The sequence below is a fragment of the [Borrelia] tanukii genome, from assembly GCF_030439725.2.
GTDB classification, from domain to species: Bacteria; Spirochaetota; Spirochaetia; order Borreliales; family Borreliaceae; genus Borreliella; species Borreliella tanukii.
In genome coordinates this window covers 210799-231618 of the sequence record NZ_CP124034.1, presented here as the reverse complement: position 1 = coordinate 231618, position 20820 = coordinate 210799, and the positions used below count along the sequence as shown (strand labels likewise).

Annotated in this window: 19 protein-coding genes and 1 tRNA gene; 9 read left to right on the top strand and 11 right to left on the bottom strand. The window is 28.3% G+C overall.

Annotated features, from left to right (window positions below; genetic code table 11):
- Nucleotides 1-7: 7 nt before the first annotated feature.
- Nucleotides 8-709 carry a hypothetical protein gene (locus QIA27_RS01640; protein WP_301403499.1) on the bottom strand — a complete coding sequence of 234 codons (702 nt, stop codon included), beginning with the start codon at nt 707-709 and terminating at the stop codon, nt 8-10.
- 129 nt (nt 710-838) lie between these two features.
- On the opposite strand from QIA27_RS01640, the gene serS reads away from it, so the two are divergent.
- Nucleotides 839-2116 carry a serine--tRNA ligase gene (gene serS / locus QIA27_RS01635; RefSeq protein ID WP_301403498.1) on the top strand — a complete coding sequence of 426 codons (1278 nt, stop codon included), beginning with the start codon at nt 839-841 and terminating at the stop codon, nt 2114-2116.
- On the opposite strand, the gene dusA is transcribed toward serS, so the two are convergent.
- Complete coding sequence (gene dusA / locus QIA27_RS01630; protein ID WP_301353517.1) at nt 2106-3113, bottom strand: tRNA dihydrouridine(20/20a) synthase DusA; 1008 nt, start codon at nt 3111-3113, stop codon at nt 2106-2108. The genes serS and dusA overlap by 11 nt on opposite strands.
- Nucleotides 3114-3182: 69 nt before the next feature.
- Here dusA and QIA27_RS01625 point away from each other — a divergent pair, with 69 nt between their 5' ends.
- Genes QIA27_RS01625 through QIA27_RS01600 form a run of 6 tightly spaced genes read left to right on the top strand, consistent with a single transcriptional unit; the run spans nt 3183 to nt 8463 of the window.
- Nucleotides 3183-3506 carry an SIMPL domain-containing protein gene (locus QIA27_RS01625; protein ID WP_301353516.1) on the top strand — a complete coding sequence of 108 codons (324 nt, stop codon included), beginning with the start codon at nt 3183-3185 and terminating at the stop codon, nt 3504-3506.
- 50 nt (nt 3507-3556) lie between these two features.
- A complete protein-coding gene (locus QIA27_RS01620) occupies nt 3557-3880 on the top strand; it encodes an SIMPL domain-containing protein (RefSeq protein ID WP_301353515.1) in 324 nt (107 codons plus the stop codon).
- Nucleotides 3881-3904: 24 nt separating this feature from the next.
- Nucleotides 3905-4612 (top strand): 6-phosphogluconolactonase, encoded by a 708-nt coding sequence (locus QIA27_RS01615; RefSeq protein ID WP_301353514.1) that lies wholly within the window; start codon nt 3905-3907, stop codon nt 4610-4612.
- On the top strand, nt 4599-5816 hold the full coding sequence (locus QIA27_RS01610) for a flagellar motor switch protein FliG (protein ID WP_301354314.1): 1218 nt from the start codon (nt 4599-4601) through the stop codon (nt 5814-5816). Before QIA27_RS01615 ends, QIA27_RS01610 begins: the two co-directional genes overlap by 14 nt.
- On the top strand, nt 5816-7600 hold the full coding sequence (locus QIA27_RS01605) for an alanine--tRNA ligase (RefSeq protein ID WP_301403497.1): 1785 nt from the start codon (nt 5816-5818) through the stop codon (nt 7598-7600). Before QIA27_RS01610 ends, QIA27_RS01605 begins: the two co-directional genes overlap by 1 nt.
- A gap of 41 nt (nt 7601-7641) precedes the next feature.
- The gene (locus QIA27_RS01600) at nt 7642-8463 is read left to right on the top strand and encodes a ZIP family metal transporter (RefSeq protein ID WP_301353512.1); all 822 of its coding nucleotides are present in this window, start codon (nt 7642-7644) and stop codon (nt 8461-8463) included.
- 2 nt (nt 8464-8465) lie between these two features.
- Here the strand turns inward: QIA27_RS01600 and pstB are convergent, their stop codons facing one another.
- The 4 genes from pstB to QIA27_RS01580 all read right to left on the bottom strand — a co-directional run bounded on the left by pstB (nt 8466) and on the right by QIA27_RS01580 (nt 12627).
- Nucleotides 8466-9248 (bottom strand): phosphate ABC transporter ATP-binding protein PstB, encoded by a 783-nt coding sequence (gene pstB, locus QIA27_RS01595; RefSeq protein WP_301386282.1) that lies wholly within the window; start codon nt 9246-9248, stop codon nt 8466-8468.
- Nucleotides 9249-10685, bottom strand: coding sequence for a phosphate ABC transporter permease PstA (gene pstA / locus QIA27_RS01590; protein WP_301403496.1), 1437 nt, complete (start codon nt 10683-10685; stop codon nt 9249-9251).
- Nucleotides 10686-10789: 104 nt separating this feature from the next.
- Nucleotides 10790-11698, bottom strand: a complete 909-nt coding sequence (gene pstC / locus QIA27_RS01585) for a phosphate ABC transporter permease subunit PstC (RefSeq protein WP_301353508.1) — start codon at nt 11696-11698, stop codon at nt 10790-10792.
- A gap of 89 nt (nt 11699-11787) precedes the next feature.
- The gene (locus QIA27_RS01580) at nt 11788-12627 is read right to left on the bottom strand and encodes an extracellular solute-binding protein (RefSeq protein ID WP_301353507.1); all 840 of its coding nucleotides are present in this window, start codon (nt 12625-12627) and stop codon (nt 11788-11790) included.
- A 159-nt stretch (nt 12628-12786) separates the two neighbouring features.
- Here QIA27_RS01580 and efp point away from each other — a divergent pair, with 159 nt between their 5' ends.
- Nucleotides 12787-13365, top strand: a complete 579-nt coding sequence (efp, locus tag QIA27_RS01575) for an elongation factor P (protein ID WP_301353506.1) — start codon at nt 12787-12789, stop codon at nt 13363-13365.
- On the top strand, nt 13343-13996 hold the full coding sequence (locus tag QIA27_RS01570) for a hypothetical protein (RefSeq protein WP_301353505.1): 654 nt from the start codon (nt 13343-13345) through the stop codon (nt 13994-13996). Before efp ends, QIA27_RS01570 begins: the two co-directional genes overlap by 23 nt.
- Nucleotides 13997-14007: 11 nt before the next feature.
- Here QIA27_RS01570 and QIA27_RS01565 read toward each other — a convergent pair.
- The 5 genes from QIA27_RS01565 to QIA27_RS01545 form a co-directional block, all read right to left on the bottom strand.
- Nucleotides 14008-14081: transfer RNA gene (locus QIA27_RS01565), tRNA-Ile, on the bottom strand.
- A 27-nt stretch (nt 14082-14108) separates the two neighbouring features.
- Nucleotides 14109-15143, bottom strand: a complete 1035-nt coding sequence (locus QIA27_RS01560) for a hypothetical protein (RefSeq protein WP_301386278.1) — start codon at nt 15141-15143, stop codon at nt 14109-14111.
- Nucleotides 15144-15161: 18 nt separating this feature from the next.
- Complete coding sequence (mutL, locus tag QIA27_RS01555) at nt 15162-16997, bottom strand: DNA mismatch repair endonuclease MutL (RefSeq protein ID WP_301353503.1); 1836 nt, start codon at nt 16995-16997, stop codon at nt 15162-15164.
- Between the two features lie 6 nt (nt 16998-17003).
- Nucleotides 17004-20039 carry a tetratricopeptide repeat protein gene (locus tag QIA27_RS01550; protein ID WP_301403495.1) on the bottom strand — a complete coding sequence of 1012 codons (3036 nt, stop codon included), beginning with the start codon at nt 20037-20039 and terminating at the stop codon, nt 17004-17006.
- Entirely contained in the window at nt 20032-20799 is a 768-nt protein-coding gene (locus QIA27_RS01545) for a tetratricopeptide repeat protein (protein WP_301353502.1), read from the bottom strand. Before QIA27_RS01545 ends, QIA27_RS01550 begins: the two co-directional genes overlap by 8 nt.
- Nucleotides 20800-20820 lie beyond the last annotated feature (21 nt).

The window sequence follows — 20820 nt, the reverse complement described above, 5'->3', positions numbered from 1 at the left end:
TTAATCCTTATTTTACAAATTGTTCTATTTCGCTTGCATTAAATTCAAATATGTTTTGGAGCTCCTCTGTGTCGTCCAGTTTAAATGTGTATTCAGGGAATTTAATAATAATTTTTTTGTTTTCAAAGTAAATTACTGCTTGCTGTAAATCAAATAATAATTCGTTAGGTAAAATTTTTTCTTTAATTTTTTTTATAAAAAATGGGAATGCTTCATCTGTTTTAATTATGTCGTCAATGTTATGAACATAATTCCCTTTATCTTGAATGTAATAGGCTCTGTAATTTGTAATAGGACTATCATGTATTTCTTGAGTTGCAATAAGTATTATTGTATAAGTATTGTACCCATGGTGAATTTCATAGTCTATTTTTAAGCTAAATTTTTTGTCCTCAGGTTTAAGCTCGTTACTAACAATATCAAGTCTTGCTACAATTTGACTTACATATTCATTAAGTTCATTATTAAATTCCTCAAGATTTCCTTTTTCTTTTCCTTCAATTATTAATTTAGGTATTCTAATGTTGTATTCATAAAATTTTGATTCTTCTTTTGAACTCATTGAAGTTATTATTAAAGAATTCATTTCGTTGTTATTTGAGTTAATTTCTTTAAAATTGATTTTGGTTGTTTTTTTTGCACATCCGTTAAAAATCATTAATGTAGATATTAACACAAAAGTTACATTTATTGTTTTTGGATTTAGCATACGGCGATTTCTCCCTGCAATATTTATTCTAATCCTGTTATAAGATATTATATAATAACCTTGATATGAATTAATATTATTTGTAATTTTGTTTTAAAATTTTACTTAAGATATATCTTAGGAGATAAGATGCTTGATTTGAAATTTATTAGAGATAATCTTGATCTTGTTAAGAGAAGTATTAAAGCAAGGGGTCTTGTTTTAGATATTGATAAGTTAATTTATCTTGATGATAAGAGAAAAAAAATAGTTACTGAAATTGGCGAGCTTAATGCAAAAAGAAATGAAAATTCCTCTAAAATGCGAGAAAATCTTGATGAGGATTTGAAAATTTCTTTAATAGAAACCGGAAAGATTTTTAAAAAACAGCTTATTGATCTAGAAGAAGAGCTTGAGAGGATATCTTTTGATTTTGATCTTGAAAATAGGCGAGTACCCAATATTTTGTCGCCCGATGTGCCTATTGGCAATAGTGAAGAGAGTAACTTTGAGATAAAAAAAGTGGGAGTTGTTCCAAGGTTTGATTTTAAGCCAAAAGATCATTTAGAGCTTGGCAGAGGCTTAGATCTTCTAGATTTTGACAGAGCACGTGAGGTTAGCGGAAATAAATTTTATTATCTTAAAAATGAAGCGGTTTTTTTAGAAATTGCTCTAATTAATTTCTCTTTAAATAAATTAAGAGAAAAAGGTTTTGATGTTTTTATTACTCCTGATGTTGCAAGAGAGTTTATAGTTGATGGGATTGGCTTTAATCCTCGTGGCAATGAAAGTAATATTTATAAGATTGAAGATACAGATAAATATCTCGTAGGTACTTCTGAGATTACGCTTGGTGGTTACTATTATAATAAAATAATAGATCTCACTTCGCCAATAAGAATGGCAGGATTTTCACATTGTTTTCGAAAAGAAGCTGGAGCATACGGTCAGCTTTCGAAAGGCCTTTATAGAGTTCATCAGTTTAGCAAGGTGGAGATGTTTTGTTTTTGTAAAGCAGAAGAATCTCAGGTTATTCACGATGAATTTTTGGGCATTCAAGAGCAAATTTTTACTGAGCTTGAAATTCCTTATAGGGTTTTAAATATTTGTTCTTTTGATCTTGGTTCTCCAGCATATAAAAAATATGATATCGAAGCATGGATGCCTGGAAGAGATGGTAAAGGTAGTTATGGGGAGGTTACCTCAACATCAAATTGTACAGATTATCAGTCAAGAAGGCTTAAAATTAGATATAAAGATCAAGATGGACAAAATAAATTTGCACACATGGTAAATGGAACAGCAATAGCTACAACAAGAGTTATTATTTCCATACTTGAAAACTTTCAAGATGAAAAGGGAGGGGTTAGAATTCCTAAAAGTTTGGTTAAGTATACAGGGTTTGATTACATTCCTTTTAAAAATTAGAATTTAGTATTTTTTCTGGCAATGTTTCTATAGCTTTTAGCAATATTTCATGTTTTCTTAAGTTTTTTGGAAATGGTGCTGTTAAATTTTGCCTAAATTTTTTAGCTCCTTCTTTGGAAAATGTTATTCCCATAAGATGTTTGAATAATATATTTATTGATAAATAATTTTCGTATTCTTTAATATATTCTACCATTTGCATCAATATATCTTTTCTTGTGGGAATTTCAGCAGTTTCGTTTAGAAATTCTCTTGAGGCCTTTGCAATAAAGTATGGATTTTCAAACGCACTTCTTCCAATCATAACAGAATCAACGACAGACAAGTGGTTTTTAATTTGCTCTGAGCTGTTGATGCCTCCGTTTGTTTCAATAAACAAATTTTTATTTTCTTTTTTGAGATTATGTACAAATTCATGTCTTAATTTTGGGATATTCCTATTATTTTTAGGAGAAAATCCTTTTAATATTGCAACTCTTGCATGTACAATAAAATTTTTGATACCAAAATCTGAGATTGTCTTGACAAAGCTTTTTACCTCAGAATAACTTTCATTTTTGTAATCACTAGGTAAAAGCCTTATGCCCAATCTATGTTTAATTGAAATAGGTTTATTTGTGCTTTCTTTCATTGTTTTTAAAATTTCACCTACTTGATTAGCATTACTCATTAGACAAGCCCCATAATTTGCATTTTGGATTTTTAGCGATGGACATCCAACATTAAGGTTGTATTCATCAAAATTGAAGTGTTTTTCAAGAATTTGAATGGCTTTAAGAGCATCATTTTTAGAATTTGTTGCTATTTGGATTGCAATTGGAGATTCTAAGGGCGTTTGTTTTACAATTTTTTTTACATCACCCATAATTATTGACTTTGCAGAAATCATTGGTGTATATAATGTAACTTTTTTTGATAAAAGTCTTATTAAATATCTGAAATGCTCGTCTGTAATGTTTACCATTGGAGCTATTGATATTTTACGATTCATTAACATTACATAATATGTTAGAATAAACGAGCTAATTTAACAATTATTTGTTCTTGTTTTTAGGAGGAATTGTCTTTGTTTGGAAGAAAAGATTTGTTTTTTTTACCACTTTTTCTAGCATTGTCAAGTGTAATTTCTTATAGAATAAAAAACATTAAAACCAAGAATGGTAATTATATTACAATTAAGGGAATAAATGAAAAAGAAATCTTCTTAATATCTTTGAGTTCGAATTTACAATATGATTTGGATGGTGATACGGTTGATGACAGTATTAGAGTAAATAATTTAAATTTACTTAACAAGATTAAAAGTTTTTTTATTAAATGTGGGTTCAATGAAAACCATATAAAAATAGGATTTATGTTTAATGAGTGGAGTTATAAAAACTCTCATTAAAGGTACACATGTATGTTTCTTAAATTGCCAATACAATTGATGTTGAGAAAATGAAAATATTAAAGAAAAATATTATTGAGCTTTATGATCAAGTTCTTTTGATTGGTAATAATGGAGGTTCAATATATTGTTTTGATAAAATCAATGATATAAAGTCCGAAATGCTAGCAAATTTAATAAGAAATGCAGAATTGGCAGCTTTGGAATTTGCAAGATATTTTGGTTTAAAATTAGGTAAAATTAAAAATGCAAATCAAAAATACTTTGAATTTTTTTCAGTTGATAGAAGCTTTGATAACCAAAAGCTTTATCCCAAAAGAATATTAATGATTATTGCAACCATTTCTTATTATTTACCATTTTTTATTATTTAGATTAATATGTATAAAGGAAATTAAATGGAGTTTTTATATTCTGATGAAGAGAATTATTTAAAAAATAGATTTTTTGATTTTTTTAATATGAATATAGATAAAGATAAATATACAAGTATTGGAATTTGTGGTGGTAGAAGTATAGTCACTTTTTTAAGTGTTTTTCTTAAACAAAATTTTTCTTTTAAAAGAGCACATTTTTTTTTAGTTGATGAACGGTGTGTTCCATTGAATAGCAAGAATAGCAACTATAATCTTTTGAATAAAAATTTTTTTTCCAAAATGGTTGATAAAAATTTAATAAGCATTTCTAAATTTCATGCTTTTACTTATAACGAAATAGACGAAAAAACTGCTATTTATGACTATAATATTGAATTTAATTCTAGGTTTAATATTTTTGATTTTATTTTAGTTTCTGCTGGTGAGGATGGTCACATTGCATCGCTTTTTCCTTCAAGTAAATTGTTGTTTTCAGATGTAGAAGGTTATCAGTATGAATACAATTCCCCCAAATTTCCTAGTAAAAGAATAAGCTTGACGCCAAAAACCTTGTTTAATTCAAAAGCTGTTGTTTTGTTATTTATGGGAGTTGACAAAAAGCGTGCTTTAGAAAATTTTTTAGGTTTTAATAGTTCTATTAATGAATGTCCAGCCAGACTTCTCAAAGAGCATCCAAATTTATTAGTTCTTACAAACATTAAAAGAGATGAAAGTTATGCAGGATCCTAGGCTTTCTAAGTATAAAAATACTAAAAATTTAAGCAAAAAAACCGTTGAAGAAATTGATACTTTTAATTTAAATAAAAACTTTTCCGATTCAGAGATTCAAGGCTCTATGCTTAGATCTTGGATAAGTTTAGTTAAGGGTAATAAAAATAAAGCACCTATTGAATCTAAATCTGATAATATTAATGATTTAAAGCCAGGATTTATTCGCAAAGAGAGTAAGGTTACAAAGATTGCAAAATATTTTTTGGCTATTGGGCTTGAAAGATCTGCAAAGATTATGTCTGAGCTTGATGATTCGGATATAATCTTGATCACCAGAGAAATTTCAAAGATTAGTTATATTGCTCCAGAAGAAAAAGATCATATTATTAAAGAATTTGAAGAGTTATTAAGAAATGAAAAGAGGTATGTTAAGGTTGATGATAATTTTGCTTATGAATTATTAAATAAAACGTTAGGAAAATCTAAAGCAAAATCAATTTATAAAAAAGTTACTGGCAATGATATTTTTATTCCTTTTGATTATTTATCTCAAATTGAGCATGAACAACTTTGGGCATTAATTAAAGATGAGAATATTAAAACGCTAGTTATATTATATAATTATTTAAATAAAGATCAAAAAAAGTATGTTTTTTCGATGCTAGGAGAAGAAGATAGAAGAGAATTTATAAAAGATCTTGCTAAACCAAGGCAATTGAGTATGGAGACAATAGAGGCAATTTCAAATAAGCTTAAAGATAGATTTAAGATACAAGGAAGTCTTAAGACAGATAAGCTTGATGGATCTAAGATACTTGTTGATATTTTAAGCTATATGGATTCTAATGAAGAGAAAAATCTGCTTAGTAAGATTAATATGAGGGATTTAAATCCTGTTGTGGACAGTGAAATTCGAGAAAAAATATTTGATATTAATGTAATATTGAGAATCATGGATAATGATCTGCATAATATTTTAAGAGAGTTTACAGACAAAGAAATTGCAATTATTATTAAAGATAAAACCGATGAGGTTAGAGATAAAATGCTTTCAAATGTTTCAAAAAGGCGTAAAGAAATTATTTTAGATGAAGAAGCTTTTTTAGGAAAAATAAGTAAAAAAGATTTAAAAACCATGACATTATCTTTTATTAATTATATTAAAAATTTAACTTTAAAAGGTGATTTAGTAATATATAGAAAAAATGAGGAATTTATTTAATGACACTTGATAAGTTGCGTAAAAAATATATTGATTTTTTTAAATCAAAAAAACATTTTGAAATAATGGGTAAATCATTGGTTCCCGAAAATGATCCTACAGTTCTTTTCAATACAGCTGGCATGCAGCCTCTTATTCCTTATCTTCTTGGGGAAGCGCATCCATCAGGAGATATGCTTGTTAATGTTCAAAAATGTTTAAGAACAGGAGACATTGATGAGGTTGGAGATTTAACCCATTTAACTTTTTTTGAAATGCTTGGAAATTGGTCTCTTGGAGCTTATTTTAAAGAGTATTCTGTAAAGTGTAGTTTTGAATTTTTGACTTCTTCTGATTATTTAAACATTCCAAAAGACAGTCTTTATGTGAGTGTTTTTGAAGGCGATCAAGAAATTCCTCGTGATACAGAGACGGCTAAAGTTTGGGAAAGCTTGGGTATTCCCAAAGATAGAATATATTATCTTTCTAAAGACCATAATTTTTGGGGACCTGTTGGATCTAAAGGGCCTTGTGGACCAGATACTGAAATATATGTGGATACCGGAAAGGTTAAGTGCTCTCTTGACTGTAATATTACGTGTTCTTGTGGCAAGTATTTTGAAATTTGGAATAATGTTTTTATGCAATACAATAAAGATGAAAATGGTAATTACATAGAATTGGATCGAAAATGTGTTGATACGGGAATGGGACTTGAGAGAACAATTGCTTTCTTGCAGGGCAAATCTTCAGTTTATGATACAGATGCATTTATGCCCATAATAAAGAGAATAGAATTTATTTCTGGTAAAATTTATGGCCAAAAAGAAGACGATGATAGATGTATTAGAATAATTTCTGATCATATTAAAGCGGCTTGCTTTATTCTTGCTGATAGTTCTGTTGTTTTTCCCTCGAATTTGGGCCAAGGATATGTTTTAAGAAGATTAATAAGGCGATCGATTAGATATGCAAAGAAGCTTGGAATAAAATCCCATTTTTTAGCTGATCTTGTTGATTCTGTAGAGACCATTTATGGATCTTTTTATAGTGAGTTAACAGAAAAAAAAGATTTTATCAAAAAGGAGTTGAGTACAGAAGAAGAAAAGTTTTTTAAAACTTTATTTCAAGGTGAGCAAGAATTTATTAAAGTAACACGAAATTTATCTTCCAAGACTATTCCTGGTGATATTGCTTTTAAACTTTACGATACCTATGGTTTTCCATATGAAGTAACAGAAGAGCTTGCTTTTGAATATGGCTTTAATGTTGATAAATTAGGTTTTAATGAGTATTTTAAAAAGCATCAAAAGATTTCAAAGAAAGGGGGTGACAAAGTCTTTAAAGGAGGGCTTGCTGATTATACTTATGAAACCACTAAGTTGCATACAGCGACGCATTTGCTTCATAAGGCGCTTCAATTAGTACTAGGTGATCATGTTAAGCAAAAAGGAAGCAATATTACTGCTGAGCGATTAAGGTTTGATTTTGTTCATTCTGAAAAGATGACGGATGATGAGATAAAAAAAGTTGAAGAAATTGTTAATTTACAGATAAAAAATTCTTTATCTGTAAAAAAATATATAATGGAATTAAGTGAAGCTCGAGAAAAAGGCGCTATGGCTCTTTTTGGAGAAAAATATGATAATTTGGTGAGCGTTTACGAGATAGATGGATTTTCACTTGAAGTTTGTGGAGGCCCTCATGTAGAGAATACCAATGAACTTGGTACTTTTAAAATACAAAAAGAACAATCCTCATCTTCAGGTATAAGAAGAATAAAAGCTATTTTGATTGATGAGTAAAATTGTTTATTAATTGTTGATTTATTGTAATAGGAGGCTTTATGATAAACTCAATTTTGGATTATTTGTTGACTTTGCATCCTGTACTATTAGGACTTTTAGGTTCTACTTTCACTTGGTTTACTACAGCTTTTGGAGCAGGAGCAGTTTTTTTCTTTAGGAAGGTAGATAATAAAATAATGGACGCTATGCTTGGTTTTTCAGCAGGTATTATGATAGCGGCCAGTTTTTTTTCGCTTATTCAGCCGGCTATAGAAAGAGCTGAAGAGCTTGGATACATTACTTGGGTGCCCGCTGTTTTTGGATTTCTTGTTGGAGCATTTTTTATATATATTGTAGATGTATTTGTTCCAGATCTTGATAAGCTTACTTTTATTGATGAAGATTTAACTAAACACGGTAAAAAAGATTTTTTACTTTTTACTGCTGTTACTTTGCACAATTTCCCAGAAGGATTGGCTGTTGGAGTTGCTTTTGGAGCCTTAGCGTCTAATCCAGATATTCAAACTTTAGTTGGGGCTATGCTTCTTACGCTTGGTATTGGAATTCAAAATATTCCTGAAGGAGCAGCTATTTCTCTGCCTTTAAGAAGAGGTAATGTTGCTTTAATAAAGTGCTTTAATTATGGCCAAATGTCGGGATTAGTGGAAATTGTAGGGGGCCTTATGGGTGCTTATGCAGTTTATTCTTTTACCCGAATTTTACCTTTTGCTTTAGCTTTCTCAGCAGGAGCTATGATTTATGTGTCAATTGAACAATTAATACCTGAAGCTAAGAGAAAAGACATTGATAATAAAGTGCCAAGTATATTTGGTGTTATTGGTTTTACATTAATGATGTTTCTTGATGTTTCATTAGGTTGAAATTATCCAAATTTTCCACTGATATATTCTTCAGTTTTAGTATTTTTAGGATTGAAGAATAGTTCATCAGTTGGACTTTCTTCTTCAATGCATCCATTAAGGAAAAATGCAGTTCTGTCAGATATTCTACCGGCTTGTTGCATGTTGTGAGTTACAATGATTATTGTATAACTTTCTTTTAAGTTTATTATTAGCTCTTCAATTTTGCCTGTTGATATTGGATCGAGTGCAGAAGTAGGTTCATCCATTAGTATTACATTCGGTTCTATTGCAAGAGTTCTTGCAATGCAGAGTCTTTGTTGTTGACCCCCTGACAGGCTTAAGGCATTTGTATTAAGTTTGTCTTTGACCTCGTTCCAGAGTGCAGATTTTATTAGTGATTGTTCTACTATTTCGTCTAGTGTTTTTTTATCTTTTGTTCCGTGAATTTTTGGACCATAGCTTATATTGTCGTAGATAGACATTAAAAATGGGTTGGGAGTTTGGAATACCATTCCTATTTTTCTTCTAAGCTCTAGGACATCGAAATTATTTGAATAAATGTTTTTCCCCTCATATATTACATTGCCTTCTATTTTAATGCCCTCAACAAGGTCATTCATTCTGTTTAGAGTTCTTAAGAATGTTGATTTACCGCAGCCAGATGGTCCTATTAAAGCGGTAATGCTATTTTTTAGTATTTTAATATTTATTTTATTTAAAGCCTTAAAATCTGTATAAAATAGATTTAAATTTTCTGTTTCTATTATAATTTCATTTTTTGGTTTATCTTTTTCTTTTACCACTTATTTAATCCTATATAATTTGTTTATTAAAAATTTTGATGTTAAATTTATTATGAGTATCATTATTACAAGTATTGAAGCCGTTCCAAATCCTTTGTCCAGGTGTCCTTCTTGAAATAACATCAGTAAGTGCACAGTTAATGTTCTTGATGGTTCATTTAAGTTTGTTGCGAGCCCCAAGTTTGTTCCCATTGTAAAAAGTAATACAGCTGTTTCTCCTAAAGCCCGTCCTATTGCAAGAACTATTCCCGTTAATATTCCAGGAATAGCTGCCGGAACCATAATTAAAATTATGGTTTCTGTTTTGTTTGCTCCTAAGGCGAATGAAGCATACTTGTATGATTTTGGGATTGTTTTAAATGTTTCTTCAGTTGTTTTAACAATCATTGGTAATATCATTAAGGAGCTTGTTATTGCTCCTGAAAGTATTCCCATTCCAAAAATGGGCACAAAAAATATTAGCCCAAAAAGTCCAAAAATTATTGCAGGAATTGAAGACAAAATATCAACACTCATAGATAGTATTTTGTAAAATATTTTGTTAGAAGTATATTCGGCAAGCATTATACCAGTTCCTATTCCAATGCATATTGAAATAGCAGTTGTTAGTAATATTACATAAAAAGTATTTAAAATTAAGTAAGAAATCCCACCATATGCACCAGAATCTCTTGGAATAGATAATATGAAATTTAAATTCAAAGGACTACTTTTATCAAAGTAATGCATTTTAATAAAGGGTGCTTTAATATTTTGAAAATAATGCCAAGGTACGACTGCTAGTGTGCCTTCTGTTTTTTCTATAGTTTGTATTATTTTTTCTTTTTGATCAAAATATTTTATTATTTTTAATTTGATATCCTTTGATATTAAATTAATCCATTTTTCTTTACCTTTAATAAGTTTTTCAACTTCATCAACACCCAGTGTATTGATGATTTCATTTTCGTTTTTTGTTAAAGTTTTTTTACTTATTAGGACAGACATAGTTTTTATTTTTAAAGCTTTAATATTGGGATATAGCTTAAAATCCAAGGATTCGAATTCTTCTTTTGTTAGGTAACTTACAGAACCTATTGTGCTATTTATGGTTTGAAGTATTTTTTTGGTAGATGGTTCGATTTTTATGTATCTTTTATTAAATTCATTATTTTTGATTAGTGTTCTTAGAATAGCTTTGTTAGATATACTATCAATTGAATTGGCAATAGGTATAATATCGATTCCTTGATCTGAAATGCTTCCCCAGTGTGAAATTTTATTATTATATATGTTGTAAATGTCTTCTGTTGAGATTTTATCTATATTTATATTTTTATTAACAATAAAGGCAATTTGTATTTCTTTGTCGTCTTCTGTTTTAAATGGTACAAAGTTTTGAGTTTTATTTAAAAATAAAGTTTGTTTTTTTTTGAAATAAAACAAAGAGTTGTACAATATATACGCTATTAGAAAAATTAATAGCGCTGTTAAAAAATAAGCAATAAAATTGATTATAAAGAAATAGAACTTGTTAATCAATTTGTTTATTTGAGTTTTGGTCACTTTTTCTTTAGCCTTTTATTTGAAGATAGTATGAAATTTTTGAGTAAATTTGTAATTATTGAAAATAATAATAATACTAGAGCTGTAGAGAAGAGCGCTTCTCTGTGTGTGCCTGAGGCATATCCCATGTCCATAGCAATATTTACAGTTAGTGTTCTAATGGGAGAAAATACATTTTTTATAAAAAGAGGAGATCCCCCCCCGACCATTAATACTGCCACTGTTTCTCCAATAGCTCTTCCTATTGCTAATATTGTTCCTGCTAAAATGCCGCGACTAGCTGATGGTATTGTTATTTTATATATTGTTTGCCAGTCTGTTGCTGCTAATGCAAGAGATGCAAATTTATATGATTTGGGAACGGCTTTAAGCGATGAATAACAAACGCTAATTATTGTAGGAACTATCATTATGCTTAATATGAGTGATGAGCTTATTAAATTGTATCCCAAATTGTCTTCCCTTTGAAAAATGTTTTTTACTAAAGCGGCAATAAATGTGCTTCCAAAAAATCCATAAACCACACTAGGAATTCCTGCCAAAAGCTCTATTACTGTTTGCAAAAATTTTCGATAAAATCCTTTTGCTTTTTCAAGTAAATATATTGCAAATCCCAATCCAATTGGCAAAGCAATTAAAATAGAAAAAAGTGTAGTTAAAAAGGAATTAATAATGAACGATAAGATGCCATAAGATTTTTGTAGATTATTAGTAGGATCCCAATTTGTACTAAATAAAAAGTTGAAAATTTTAATTTTGTTATTAATAAATGGTGTTATTCCGGTTTTTAATATAAACGCACCTAAAAACATTATTGATAAGGAGCTGATTATTGCAGATATAAGAATAAAAGACTTGAAAATAATTCCAATTATCTTTCTTTTTGTCTTTAAGCTTAGATGCATTTTTTAAAAGAATCCCTTAAAGCTCATCTCAGTGATATATTGTATTACTTGACTTAATAGCAAGTCAAGTAATCTTTTCTTTAATTTAATTATGTTTTTACCCCTAAAAAACCTTGTTCTTCAACGATATCTTGTCCGGTTGAGCTTGTCATAAAATCAATAAATTGAGTTACGCTTTTATCCTCATATTTATTATTTGTAACTACTATTAAATTTCTTTTAATAGTATATTTATTGCTATTTATTGTTTCTTTTGTAGGGTATGTGCTGTTGATAGAAAGTATATTTAAACCCTTTTCTATTGAATTTTTTGCGTATCCAAGACCTATATATCCTATTGAGTATGGAGTAAGACTTGTTTTTTCAATTACTTCTCCATTAGATTTTACTACTATTCCGTCTTGTCTAAATTGAGATTCTTCATGAGTTTTAAATATTTTATTAAGAAGTAGATCTTTTATAGACGAATAAGAGCCAGAAGAGGAGTCTCGATTAATAAAGTTGATTTTAGCATCAGGGCCCCCCACTTGTTTCCAATTTTGAATTTTTCCATTTAATATTTTAGCTAAATTTTCTTCTGTAATATTTGTAATTTTTATTTCAGGGCTTGTGATGAAAATTAAAGCGTCATAAGCGAATACAGTTTCTTTTGCTCCTTGTTCAATTTCCTCTTGTGTCAAATCTCTTGATGATATAGCTATTTTATATATTTTGTTAAATAGTCCGTTTATGCCAACACTACTTCCTTGTGCATCGTATGTTACTTTGGTATTATTTTTTATTTTATTGTATCTTAAAATCATTTCGTCTAGTATTGGGCTTACAGTTGTAGATCCCCCAATTGGTACAATTTTTTCATTGTCTTGATTTTTACAGTTGTATAATAAACTTGTTGATAGCATAAAAATTAAGATAATAAATTTTTTCATCAAGTAAACTCCTTTGTTTAAGTATATAATAGCATTAATTTAAAATAAGTCAATTATACTTTATTGACTGAGTTATAATTGGGGAATAATAGCAAATATTTTAATTTTTTGGTATAAATTACTACTAGATTTGTATGTTAAGTTTTGCGAGGTATTTAAATGGCGGTAGTGAAATCTAGTGAGATTGAAAAAGGTTCTTTTTTGCTTATCAAAGGGGCTCCCCACATTGTTCTTGAAAGAGAATTTTCAAAAACAGGTAGGGGAGGGGCAATAGTAAGGTTAAAGCTTAAGAACTTAAAAAACAAATTTGTCATTAGAGAAACTTTAAAAGGTGCAGATACTGCAGAAGCGATTGAAATTTATGAGGTCAGTGCTCAGTATTTATACAAAGATAAAGACGTTTTGGTTTTCATGGATTTGGAAACTTATGATCAAGTTAGTTTGGACTTAAAGGAAATTGCTAGTTTCCAAGATAAGGTGCCTTTTTTGCAGGAATCGGAAATCTATTCTCTTATAACGTTTGACAATGTGGTTATTGATATTAAGTTGGCTCCAAAGATTGCTTTTGAAGTTGTAGAGGTTGAAGCAGCTGTTAAAGGCGACACTGTAACAAATGCAATGAAAAATATTACTCTTAATACAGGGCTTGTAGTAAAAGCTCCGCTTTTTATTAACGTTGGAGATAAAGTTTTAGTTAATTCTGAAACCAAAGAGTATGCAGAGCGGATTAAAAGCTAAATTAATATTGTTTTTTTGTTGTGTTGTTTGTTCTTGTGAAATAGATTACCCGGAGATAAAAGAGCTTGATTATAAGATAAATTATTATTTTACTGAGAATCGCTTAGATTATTTTATGAGTTTTGATTTTGCAATTAAAGTTTTCAATCCAAAAGATGTTTTTAAATTATCAATAGAGAATAAAAATACTAATGAGTTTATTCAAGTGATTAATAATAATTATAGCTCTTTTTTTATTGATTCTAGTCTTGGCAAGGATATTCTATATTGTAGGGATTTGAGGTTTAATTTTTTTGATGAAACTTTTGAAGACTTTACTTCGTGTGTTCGTCTTTTTGATAAGGGTATGAGGGTATACAGTAAAGAGCTTGTTGTTTCTTTAGGTATGTCAAAATATGATTTAGATGATATTCATAATTATGTATATAAGTCTAAAGATATGGCAATGTTAAATAAGTTAAGCAATTCTCAAGTATTTTTTATTAAAACTTTTAAAGATAAGCTATATCCTGCCTCTTCAGTTGCTAAAATTGATTCAATAGATACTTTAGAGATTGATAAAACATTAGATAATTATATAAGTTTTTATTATGTCGAAAAAAATTCAAATCTTTTTTTTAAGGTCAATTAAAAAGATCAAGTTGGGCCCACCAGGACTTGAACCTGGGACCTACCGATTATGAGTCGGGTGCTCTAACCAACTGAGCTATGGGCCCTTAGCTTTAATTTATTATATTTATTTTTTATTCATTGTCAAGTTCATTTTGAATAACTTCTATTTTGGAAGTTAATGCATCTAATTTGTTATTAATTTTATCTTTTTCTTTTGTTAGAGCTTGCATTTTTTGTTGAATGTTTTTTATTTCTTCCTGTTTTGTTATTTTTATTAAATCGTTACCTAAGTTTAATATTTTTTGGTTTATTTTTTCTATTTTTTGGATTACTGAGTTGATTGCATTGGTTTTAGCTGTAATTTTATCTTTTTTTGTGGTTTCAATAAATTCTTCAGCAATTTTTTTTAAAATATTTTCTTTGTTTTTTATAATAACATTGATTTCGTTTTTTATTTGATTCTTTTTGTATGTTTTTTCTTTTTTACTTGTATATATTAATTGTTTTATTTCTTCTTTTGTGTTTTTTATATTTGTTTTGATTTCATTTATTATTTTGAATTCTTTAATAATTGCATTGCTTAATTTTTGATTTAATGAAAATTCATTAATTATGCTTTCAAAGTTTTCAGAAAGGTAATATTTTGTGAATACTTGTTTTTCGAATTCTTTTGATATTTTGTATACATTTATCATATTTATAATATTTTTTATTGCTGAGGCGACTTTAAGTATTATTCTTTGTAAAGAATTTTTTGTTTTTAAATCACTTGCTAATTCTATTTTTTGATATTTTTCAAGTTTCAATTTAGAAAAATTCATGTTGTATTTTGATATTAATTCTAGATTTTGAGGATAGGTTTTGATTATTGTTTTAGCAATTTCTTTAAGTTTTATTTTATATGATTTGCTGACGGATTTGTATTCTGTTTTAAGAATATAAATCTGTTTGTTTAAATTTTTTAATGTGTTTTCATTTTCTTCTGATTTGCTTAAATTGCTTTTCATTTGGTACAATTCTTTTTCTACTGATTTTAGATTAGGATAGTGGTTTAAATTTTTTAATTCTACTATATTGCTACTTTTTAATATTTTTCCAAGTTCAATTAAACTTTTTTCTTTTTCTAGTTTTAACGAGCTGATTTCAGATTTGATTTTTTTCATCATGGGAACTCTGGTTTTATTTTATGCTCTGTCAACTTTTTTTTCAAGCTCAAATTTAGATATTTTATAATAAATTTTTCGTCCATGAGGACAATGTTTGATTTCTAGTTTAAAAAATTCAGTTATTAAAAATTTGCTAAATTCAATGCTTAATATGTCATTTGTTTTAACAGCCTTTCTGCAGGCAATAGTTGCATATAAATCAGATTCAAGAGAATTTATTGTTCTACTTCTTCTTGATTGAAAAAAGTTAATAAGAGTATTTTCATATTGATTGCAAATGTTAGGAATAGATTCAAGTTGATATTTTTTAGGGCCTATTTTAGAGATTATAATGTCCATTTTTTTGTATTCTTCGATTTCACTATCTACAATTTCTTCTATGTTCTTATCAGCTATTGTGAATTCAATTGGTATTAGAAGCTTTTGAACAGTTTTTTTTGAATTTCTAAGTTTTTCATATATTATTTTTTCGTGAACTGCATGTTGGTCTATGAAGTAAATTTCATTTACCCTTTCAACGATCAAAAATTCAGAGAATATTTGTCCAATATAGTTAAATTTTATTTCTTCTTTTTCAGGTTTGCTTGTTGACTCTTCAAATTCTAAAAAGTTGTCAGAGAAAATGTTTGTAATGCTTTCCTTAAGCGATGGTCTATTTTGTATGATTGAATTATATTTTACAAGGTTAATATCGTTTTGTATTGTGTTTTTGTTTAATTCGTTTACATTATCTTCTGTTTCTAAATTTTTGTTTTGTGATACATCATATGTGTCAAGTTTATTAAAGTTTTCTGATTGATTTATCATTTCTATTAAATGGTGATCTTCTGTTAATTGTCTTTTTATTATTATGTCGTTGTAGTTATTTATGTCTTTATTGAAAAAATTATTTATATTGTCAGAGATTAGTTTAAATAAAAACGGAAGATTGAAAAATCTTACTTCTTTTTTTTGAGGATGAACATTAAAGTCAATATATTCGGGGTTTATTTCTAAGAATAAATAACATATTGGGAAGTTTCCAGGGGAAAGTATTCTACTGTGACCATTAGTTATTGCTTCTAAGAGATCTTTTTGATCGATGGGTCTTCTGTTGACAAACGTTTTAATATGTCTTTTACTTTTTTTAGAAAAATTAGCTGGTGCTAAAAATATTTCTAATTTTATATTTTCATGCTCTTTTTTTAAGACCTTAAATTTATTATTGTCTATTACATTCCCATATACGTTTTGCACCCTATCAATTAACGATTCTTTAAAGTAAATTTTTCTTAATTTTTGATTTAAATTGATTTCGAAATTGATTTCGGGGTGAGTTATTATTTTTTCTTCTAAAACTTTTAAACACATTTTTGTTTCAATGGGTTCTTGTTTTAGAAATCTTTTTCTTGCTGGAAAGTTGTGAAATATTTTTGTAACGTCTACTATTGTTCCGTTTATGGCTGGTTGTTTTTTAAAGCATTTTTCAATTCCATTTTCTACTTCTATTTGATAGCTTTCGTTGTTAGTTGTTGAGCTTGTTATTGAAATATTAGAGCAAATTGCAATACTGGAGAGGGCTTCTCCTCTAAATCCCAGAGTTTCTATTTTTCTTAAATCTTCTTCTGATGATATTTTTGAAGTAGTGTGTGGTAGGTAGCAGATTTTTAAATCTTCTTGACTTATTCCGCTTCCATTGTCTATTATTAAGATTTTGTGAATTCCCCCCTCTTCAAGAAAGACCTCAATTTTAGTAGCTCCAGAATCTATTGAATTGTCTAGCAATTCCCTTAATATTGAACATGGTCTGTCTATTGATTCTCCCGCTGCTATTTTTTGAACCAAGTATTTATCTAAGAATCTTATTTTGTTCATTAAAATTTATATTCCTATGATTTTTTTAATATTTTCATTTTTTTTGTAATTTGGAAATTTTTTAACAAGTTCTCTTAATGTTTGATCATTGTTATTCTCATTATATTCTATTATTCCGAGTGCATGTAAGGCTTCTGGATTGTTTGGTTTTAATTTTGTGTATTCCTTTAGAAGGTCTTTAGCTCTTGCGTTATCATTAATTTCAATTAGAGTGGTTGCAAGATTATATTTTGCTTCAATATCTGAATTGATTATTGCTTTTTCAAAAATTTCAATTGCTTTTTGATAATTTTTTTCTTTTTTATAAAGTATTCCAAGATTGTTTAAGGCTAATTTATTGTTTTTGTTTATTATCTTTTCAAGAGTTGAGATCGCTTGAGTCTTATTTCCTAATTTTTCGTATGCTTTTGCTAGGTTTATATAGGCTGAAGTATTTTCAGGGTTTTTTTCAATTACTAAGTTGTAAAGTAATATAGCATTTTGGTAATTTTTGTTTTTAAGATTTATAGATGCTTTTAAATATAAATATTCATTTTTTTCTGGATTTAAATTGATGGCCTTGTTTATTGCTTCAAGAGATTCTTCAAGTTTATTGTTCTCAAATTTTGCTATTGATAGGTTATAAATAGCAATTTCGTTAGGGTTTTTTGTATTGTCATTAAAAAAACTTAAATACTCTTCACTTTTTTTGAAATTGCCTAAGTTGTTTGATACTATTCCAGCTTTTAAAGCGTAATTAAGCTTTTTGTCGATATTATAGGCGTTTTTAAAGCTTTCAAATGCTTGTTGCATATCTCCATTTTTTTCTTCTGCTATTCCTTTTTGGTAGTAGGCAGTGTCATAATTTTTATCAATTTGTATTGCTTTTTCAAAAGATTCTATTGCTTTTTTGTTTTGATTTAGCATCATTAAAGCTATTCCTTTGTTATTATGTGCTTTTTTATGTTTTGGGTCGAGCCTTATTGCTTGATCAAATGATTCTATTGAATGTTCATATTTTTTAAGCTTGAATCTAATGATTCCAAGTTTATAGTAATCTTCTTTGGTATTTTTGAGCTTAGTAATTTTTTCATATATATTTTCTGCTTTTAGTAAATCTCCATTGTTTTCATGAGCTTGAGCTAAAGTTTTAGAGGTATGGATGTCATTGGGATTGATTGTCAAGAATTCGTTTAGATCTTTAATGGCCTGTTGACGGGTGTTTGGGTTTTCAAGATCAACAGGCTTTATTGAATAAACCCTAGATTTAAGGTCTTCTAAGTGTTGTATTTTATTGGCTTGAGCTAAAGTTTTAGAGGCATGGATGTCATTGGGATTGATTGTCAAGAATTCGTTTAGATCTTTGATTGCCTGTTGACGGGTGTTTGGGTTTTCAAGATCAACAGGTTTTATTGAATAAACCCTAGATTTAAGGTCTTCCAAGTGTTGTATTTTATTGGCTTGAGCTAAAGTTTTAGAGGCATGGATGTCATTGGGATTGATTGTCAAGAATTCGTTTAGATCTTTAATGGCCTGTTGACGGGTGTTTGGGTTTTCAAGATCAATAGGTTTTATTGAATAAACCTTAGATTTAAGGTCTTCTAAGTGTTGTATTTTATTGGCTTGAGCTAAAGTTTTAGAAGCATGGATGTCATTGGGATTGATTGTTAAGAATTCGTTTAGATCTTTAATGGCCTGTTGACGGGTGTTTGGGTTTTCAAGATCAATAGGTTTTATTGAATAAACCTTAGATTTAAGGTCTTCTAAGTGTTGTATTTTATTGGCTTGAGCTAAAGTTTTAGAAGCATGGATGTCATTGGGATTGATTGTTAAGAATTCGTTTAGATCTTTAATGGCCTGTTGACGGGTGTTTGGGTTTTCAAGATCAACAGGTTTTATTGAATAAACCTTAGATTTAAGGTCTTCCAAATATTGAGTTTTCTTGTCTTCTTTATTTAATTGAAGAATGTCTTTTTTGTAAGTATCTTTTGGTACATTAATTAAATTTGGTTCAATATCTTTTTTTATTAAGGTTAATAGTAAATTAGAGGCTTCTTTATGCTTTAAGCTTTCAATCAACTCATTTACTTTTTGAAATTTGTCGCTTAAACCTTTTTTAATTAATTCTTTTAATCTGTTTTTTCCAAGTGTGACTCTACCAGTATTAATATCGTCTAATATTTCATAGAGCTCTTTTTTTATTAAGTAACTATATGGTCTATGAATTTTTCCTATTATTGTTTGACTAGATGGAGAAAGATCACTTTCTTTTTTAGAATTTGAAGAAATCTTTTTTAAAGATGTAGCATTATCATTGTTTAAATATTTACTGTTGTCTGGAGTTTTTAAAATATGTTCTAAATTTTTTTCTTTGGAAGAATTTGTGTTTTGCTTATTATTTTCTATTTTTTGAGGATTGTTTAAAATATTTTCATTATTTGATTTTTCACTTAAATTTTTTTTTAGTTTTTCCAAATTAAAAAAATTTTTTTGATCATTGGCGTTTAATTTGGAATTTGGGGATTGTATTGTTTGATCTTCTTCTTTTGGTTTTGTATTTAGGTTTATTTTTTCTGGGATTTTGCTTTTTTTAAATTCAGATATGTCTTCATCTTCAATGCCAACGTCATCGTTTCTGTCAGAGTAGTTTTCTGTTATTGCGCTGTCTTTAATGTATCTATTATTAAATGCGATATCAAAATTTTCGTTTACATTTGTTTTTGCATTGTCTTTACCTTTGATCTTATCTAGTATTTGATTTGCAGAATCTTTTTGCAAGTCGTTTGATTCAAAAGGGCTACTGTTGGCAATTTCTGCTAGTGTATTTGTAAGCATCGCAATATCCTCATTTTTTGGGTATTTGTCTTGCAGAAGTTTTGCAACAGAATATGCTTTTTTATAGTTTCGATCTATTACACTATTTTTAACTTCGTTTAGCATTATTTCTCGATTTTTGTCATTTAATTTACTTTGATATATATAGTAACCAAAGCCACCAAATGATAAGATAAGTAAGAAAATTAAAAGCAATAATACCGAAAAATTTGTACGTTTTTTATTCATCTATGTATAACTCCTCTTGCCAATTAAGTTTTTCTAGCTCAATTAAAGAATTTGTTTCCAGGTTGTCTTTAAAACTATCTTTAAGTATTTGATTTTTATCTTCTTTTGCGTATACAATATGATCGGTTCGTCCCTTTAAACTTTTGTCAAGTTTTTCAAGATTAATTTTTTCATTTCTTAAGTAGCTTATTATAAGCAAAATGCTGTCTTTTTTTTCTGTTTTTGATCTAAGGGTAATAAATTGTGAATAGTCATGGATAGCCATAGTATATGAGTCCCAAGCCTTTTGGTATTCTTTTTCTTTAGATGTTATTTTGCCCTGTTGAACGTAGGCATTAGCTCTGTTTAGCAGTGCGCTGTCATAATTGGGTTTACTTTTAATAGAATTAGAATAATATTTTATTGCTAGAGGATAGTAACCTTCTCCTCTGTTAAACATTATGTTACCTAATTCATAATATAGTATGTAATCGATTTCACCTCCTACTGCAATTCCATCAAGCAAGGCTCCTTCTGCTTCTGTTAGTTGGTTATTTTCTCTGTATGCTATTGATAAAAAGTAATAGCCGAGTTGTACTTTTGGATATTTTTTAATAGCGTCGCTTAGTGTTTCGATTGCTTGAATATAATTTTTGTTTTTCATTTCTTCTTTGCCGATTCTAATTAGTCTTTGAGAATATGCCAATTTTGAATTAAATATTAAAAGTAAAAATAAAATAAAAATTTTACAATTTTTATTTAATAATAAATAAACTTTCATTTTTTTTCCATTATACTTAAT

Bases quoted from the DNA above. Each gene is read 5' to 3' on its own strand.
- QIA27_RS01640 (WP_301403499.1), bottom strand. From the start codon at position 709: ATGCTAAATCCAAAAACAATAAATGTAACTTTTGTGTTAATATCTACA.
- serS (WP_301403498.1), top strand. From the start codon at position 839: ATGCTTGATTTGAAATTTATTAGAGATAATCTTGATCTTGTTAAGAGA.
- dusA (WP_301353517.1), bottom strand. From the start codon at position 3,113: ATGTTAATGAATCGTAAAATATCAATAGCTCCAATGGTAAACATTACA.
- QIA27_RS01620 (WP_301353515.1), top strand. From the start codon at position 3,557: ATGAAAATATTAAAGAAAAATATTATTGAGCTTTATGATCAAGTTCTT.
- QIA27_RS01615 (WP_301353514.1), top strand. From the start codon at position 3,905: ATGGAGTTTTTATATTCTGATGAAGAGAATTATTTAAAAAATAGATTT.
- QIA27_RS01610 (WP_301354314.1), top strand. From the start codon at position 4,599: ATGCAGGATCCTAGGCTTTCTAAGTATAAAAATACTAAAAATTTAAGC.
- QIA27_RS01605 (WP_301403497.1), top strand. From the start codon at position 5,816: ATGACACTTGATAAGTTGCGTAAAAAATATATTGATTTTTTTAAATCA.
- QIA27_RS01600 (WP_301353512.1), top strand. From the start codon at position 7,642: ATGATAAACTCAATTTTGGATTATTTGTTGACTTTGCATCCTGTACTA.
- pstC (WP_301353508.1), bottom strand. From the start codon at position 11,698: ATGCATCTAAGCTTAAAGACAAAAAGAAAGATAATTGGAATTATTTTC.
- QIA27_RS01580 (WP_301353507.1), bottom strand. From the start codon at position 12,627: ATGAAAAAATTTATTATCTTAATTTTTATGCTATCAACAAGTTTATTA.
- efp (WP_301353506.1), top strand. From the start codon at position 12,787: ATGGCGGTAGTGAAATCTAGTGAGATTGAAAAAGGTTCTTTTTTGCTT.
- QIA27_RS01570 (WP_301353505.1), top strand. From the start codon at position 13,343: ATGCAGAGCGGATTAAAAGCTAAATTAATATTGTTTTTTTGTTGTGTT.
- QIA27_RS01560 (WP_301386278.1), bottom strand. From the start codon at position 15,143: ATGATGAAAAAAATCAAATCTGAAATCAGCTCGTTAAAACTAGAAAAA.
- mutL (WP_301353503.1), bottom strand. From the start codon at position 16,997: ATGAACAAAATAAGATTCTTAGATAAATACTTGGTTCAAAAAATAGCA.
- QIA27_RS01550 (WP_301403495.1), bottom strand. From the start codon at position 20,039: ATGAATAAAAAACGTACAAATTTTTCGGTATTATTGCTTTTAATTTTC.
- QIA27_RS01545 (WP_301353502.1), bottom strand. From the start codon at position 20,799: ATGAAAGTTTATTTATTATTAAATAAAAATTGTAAAATTTTTATTTTA.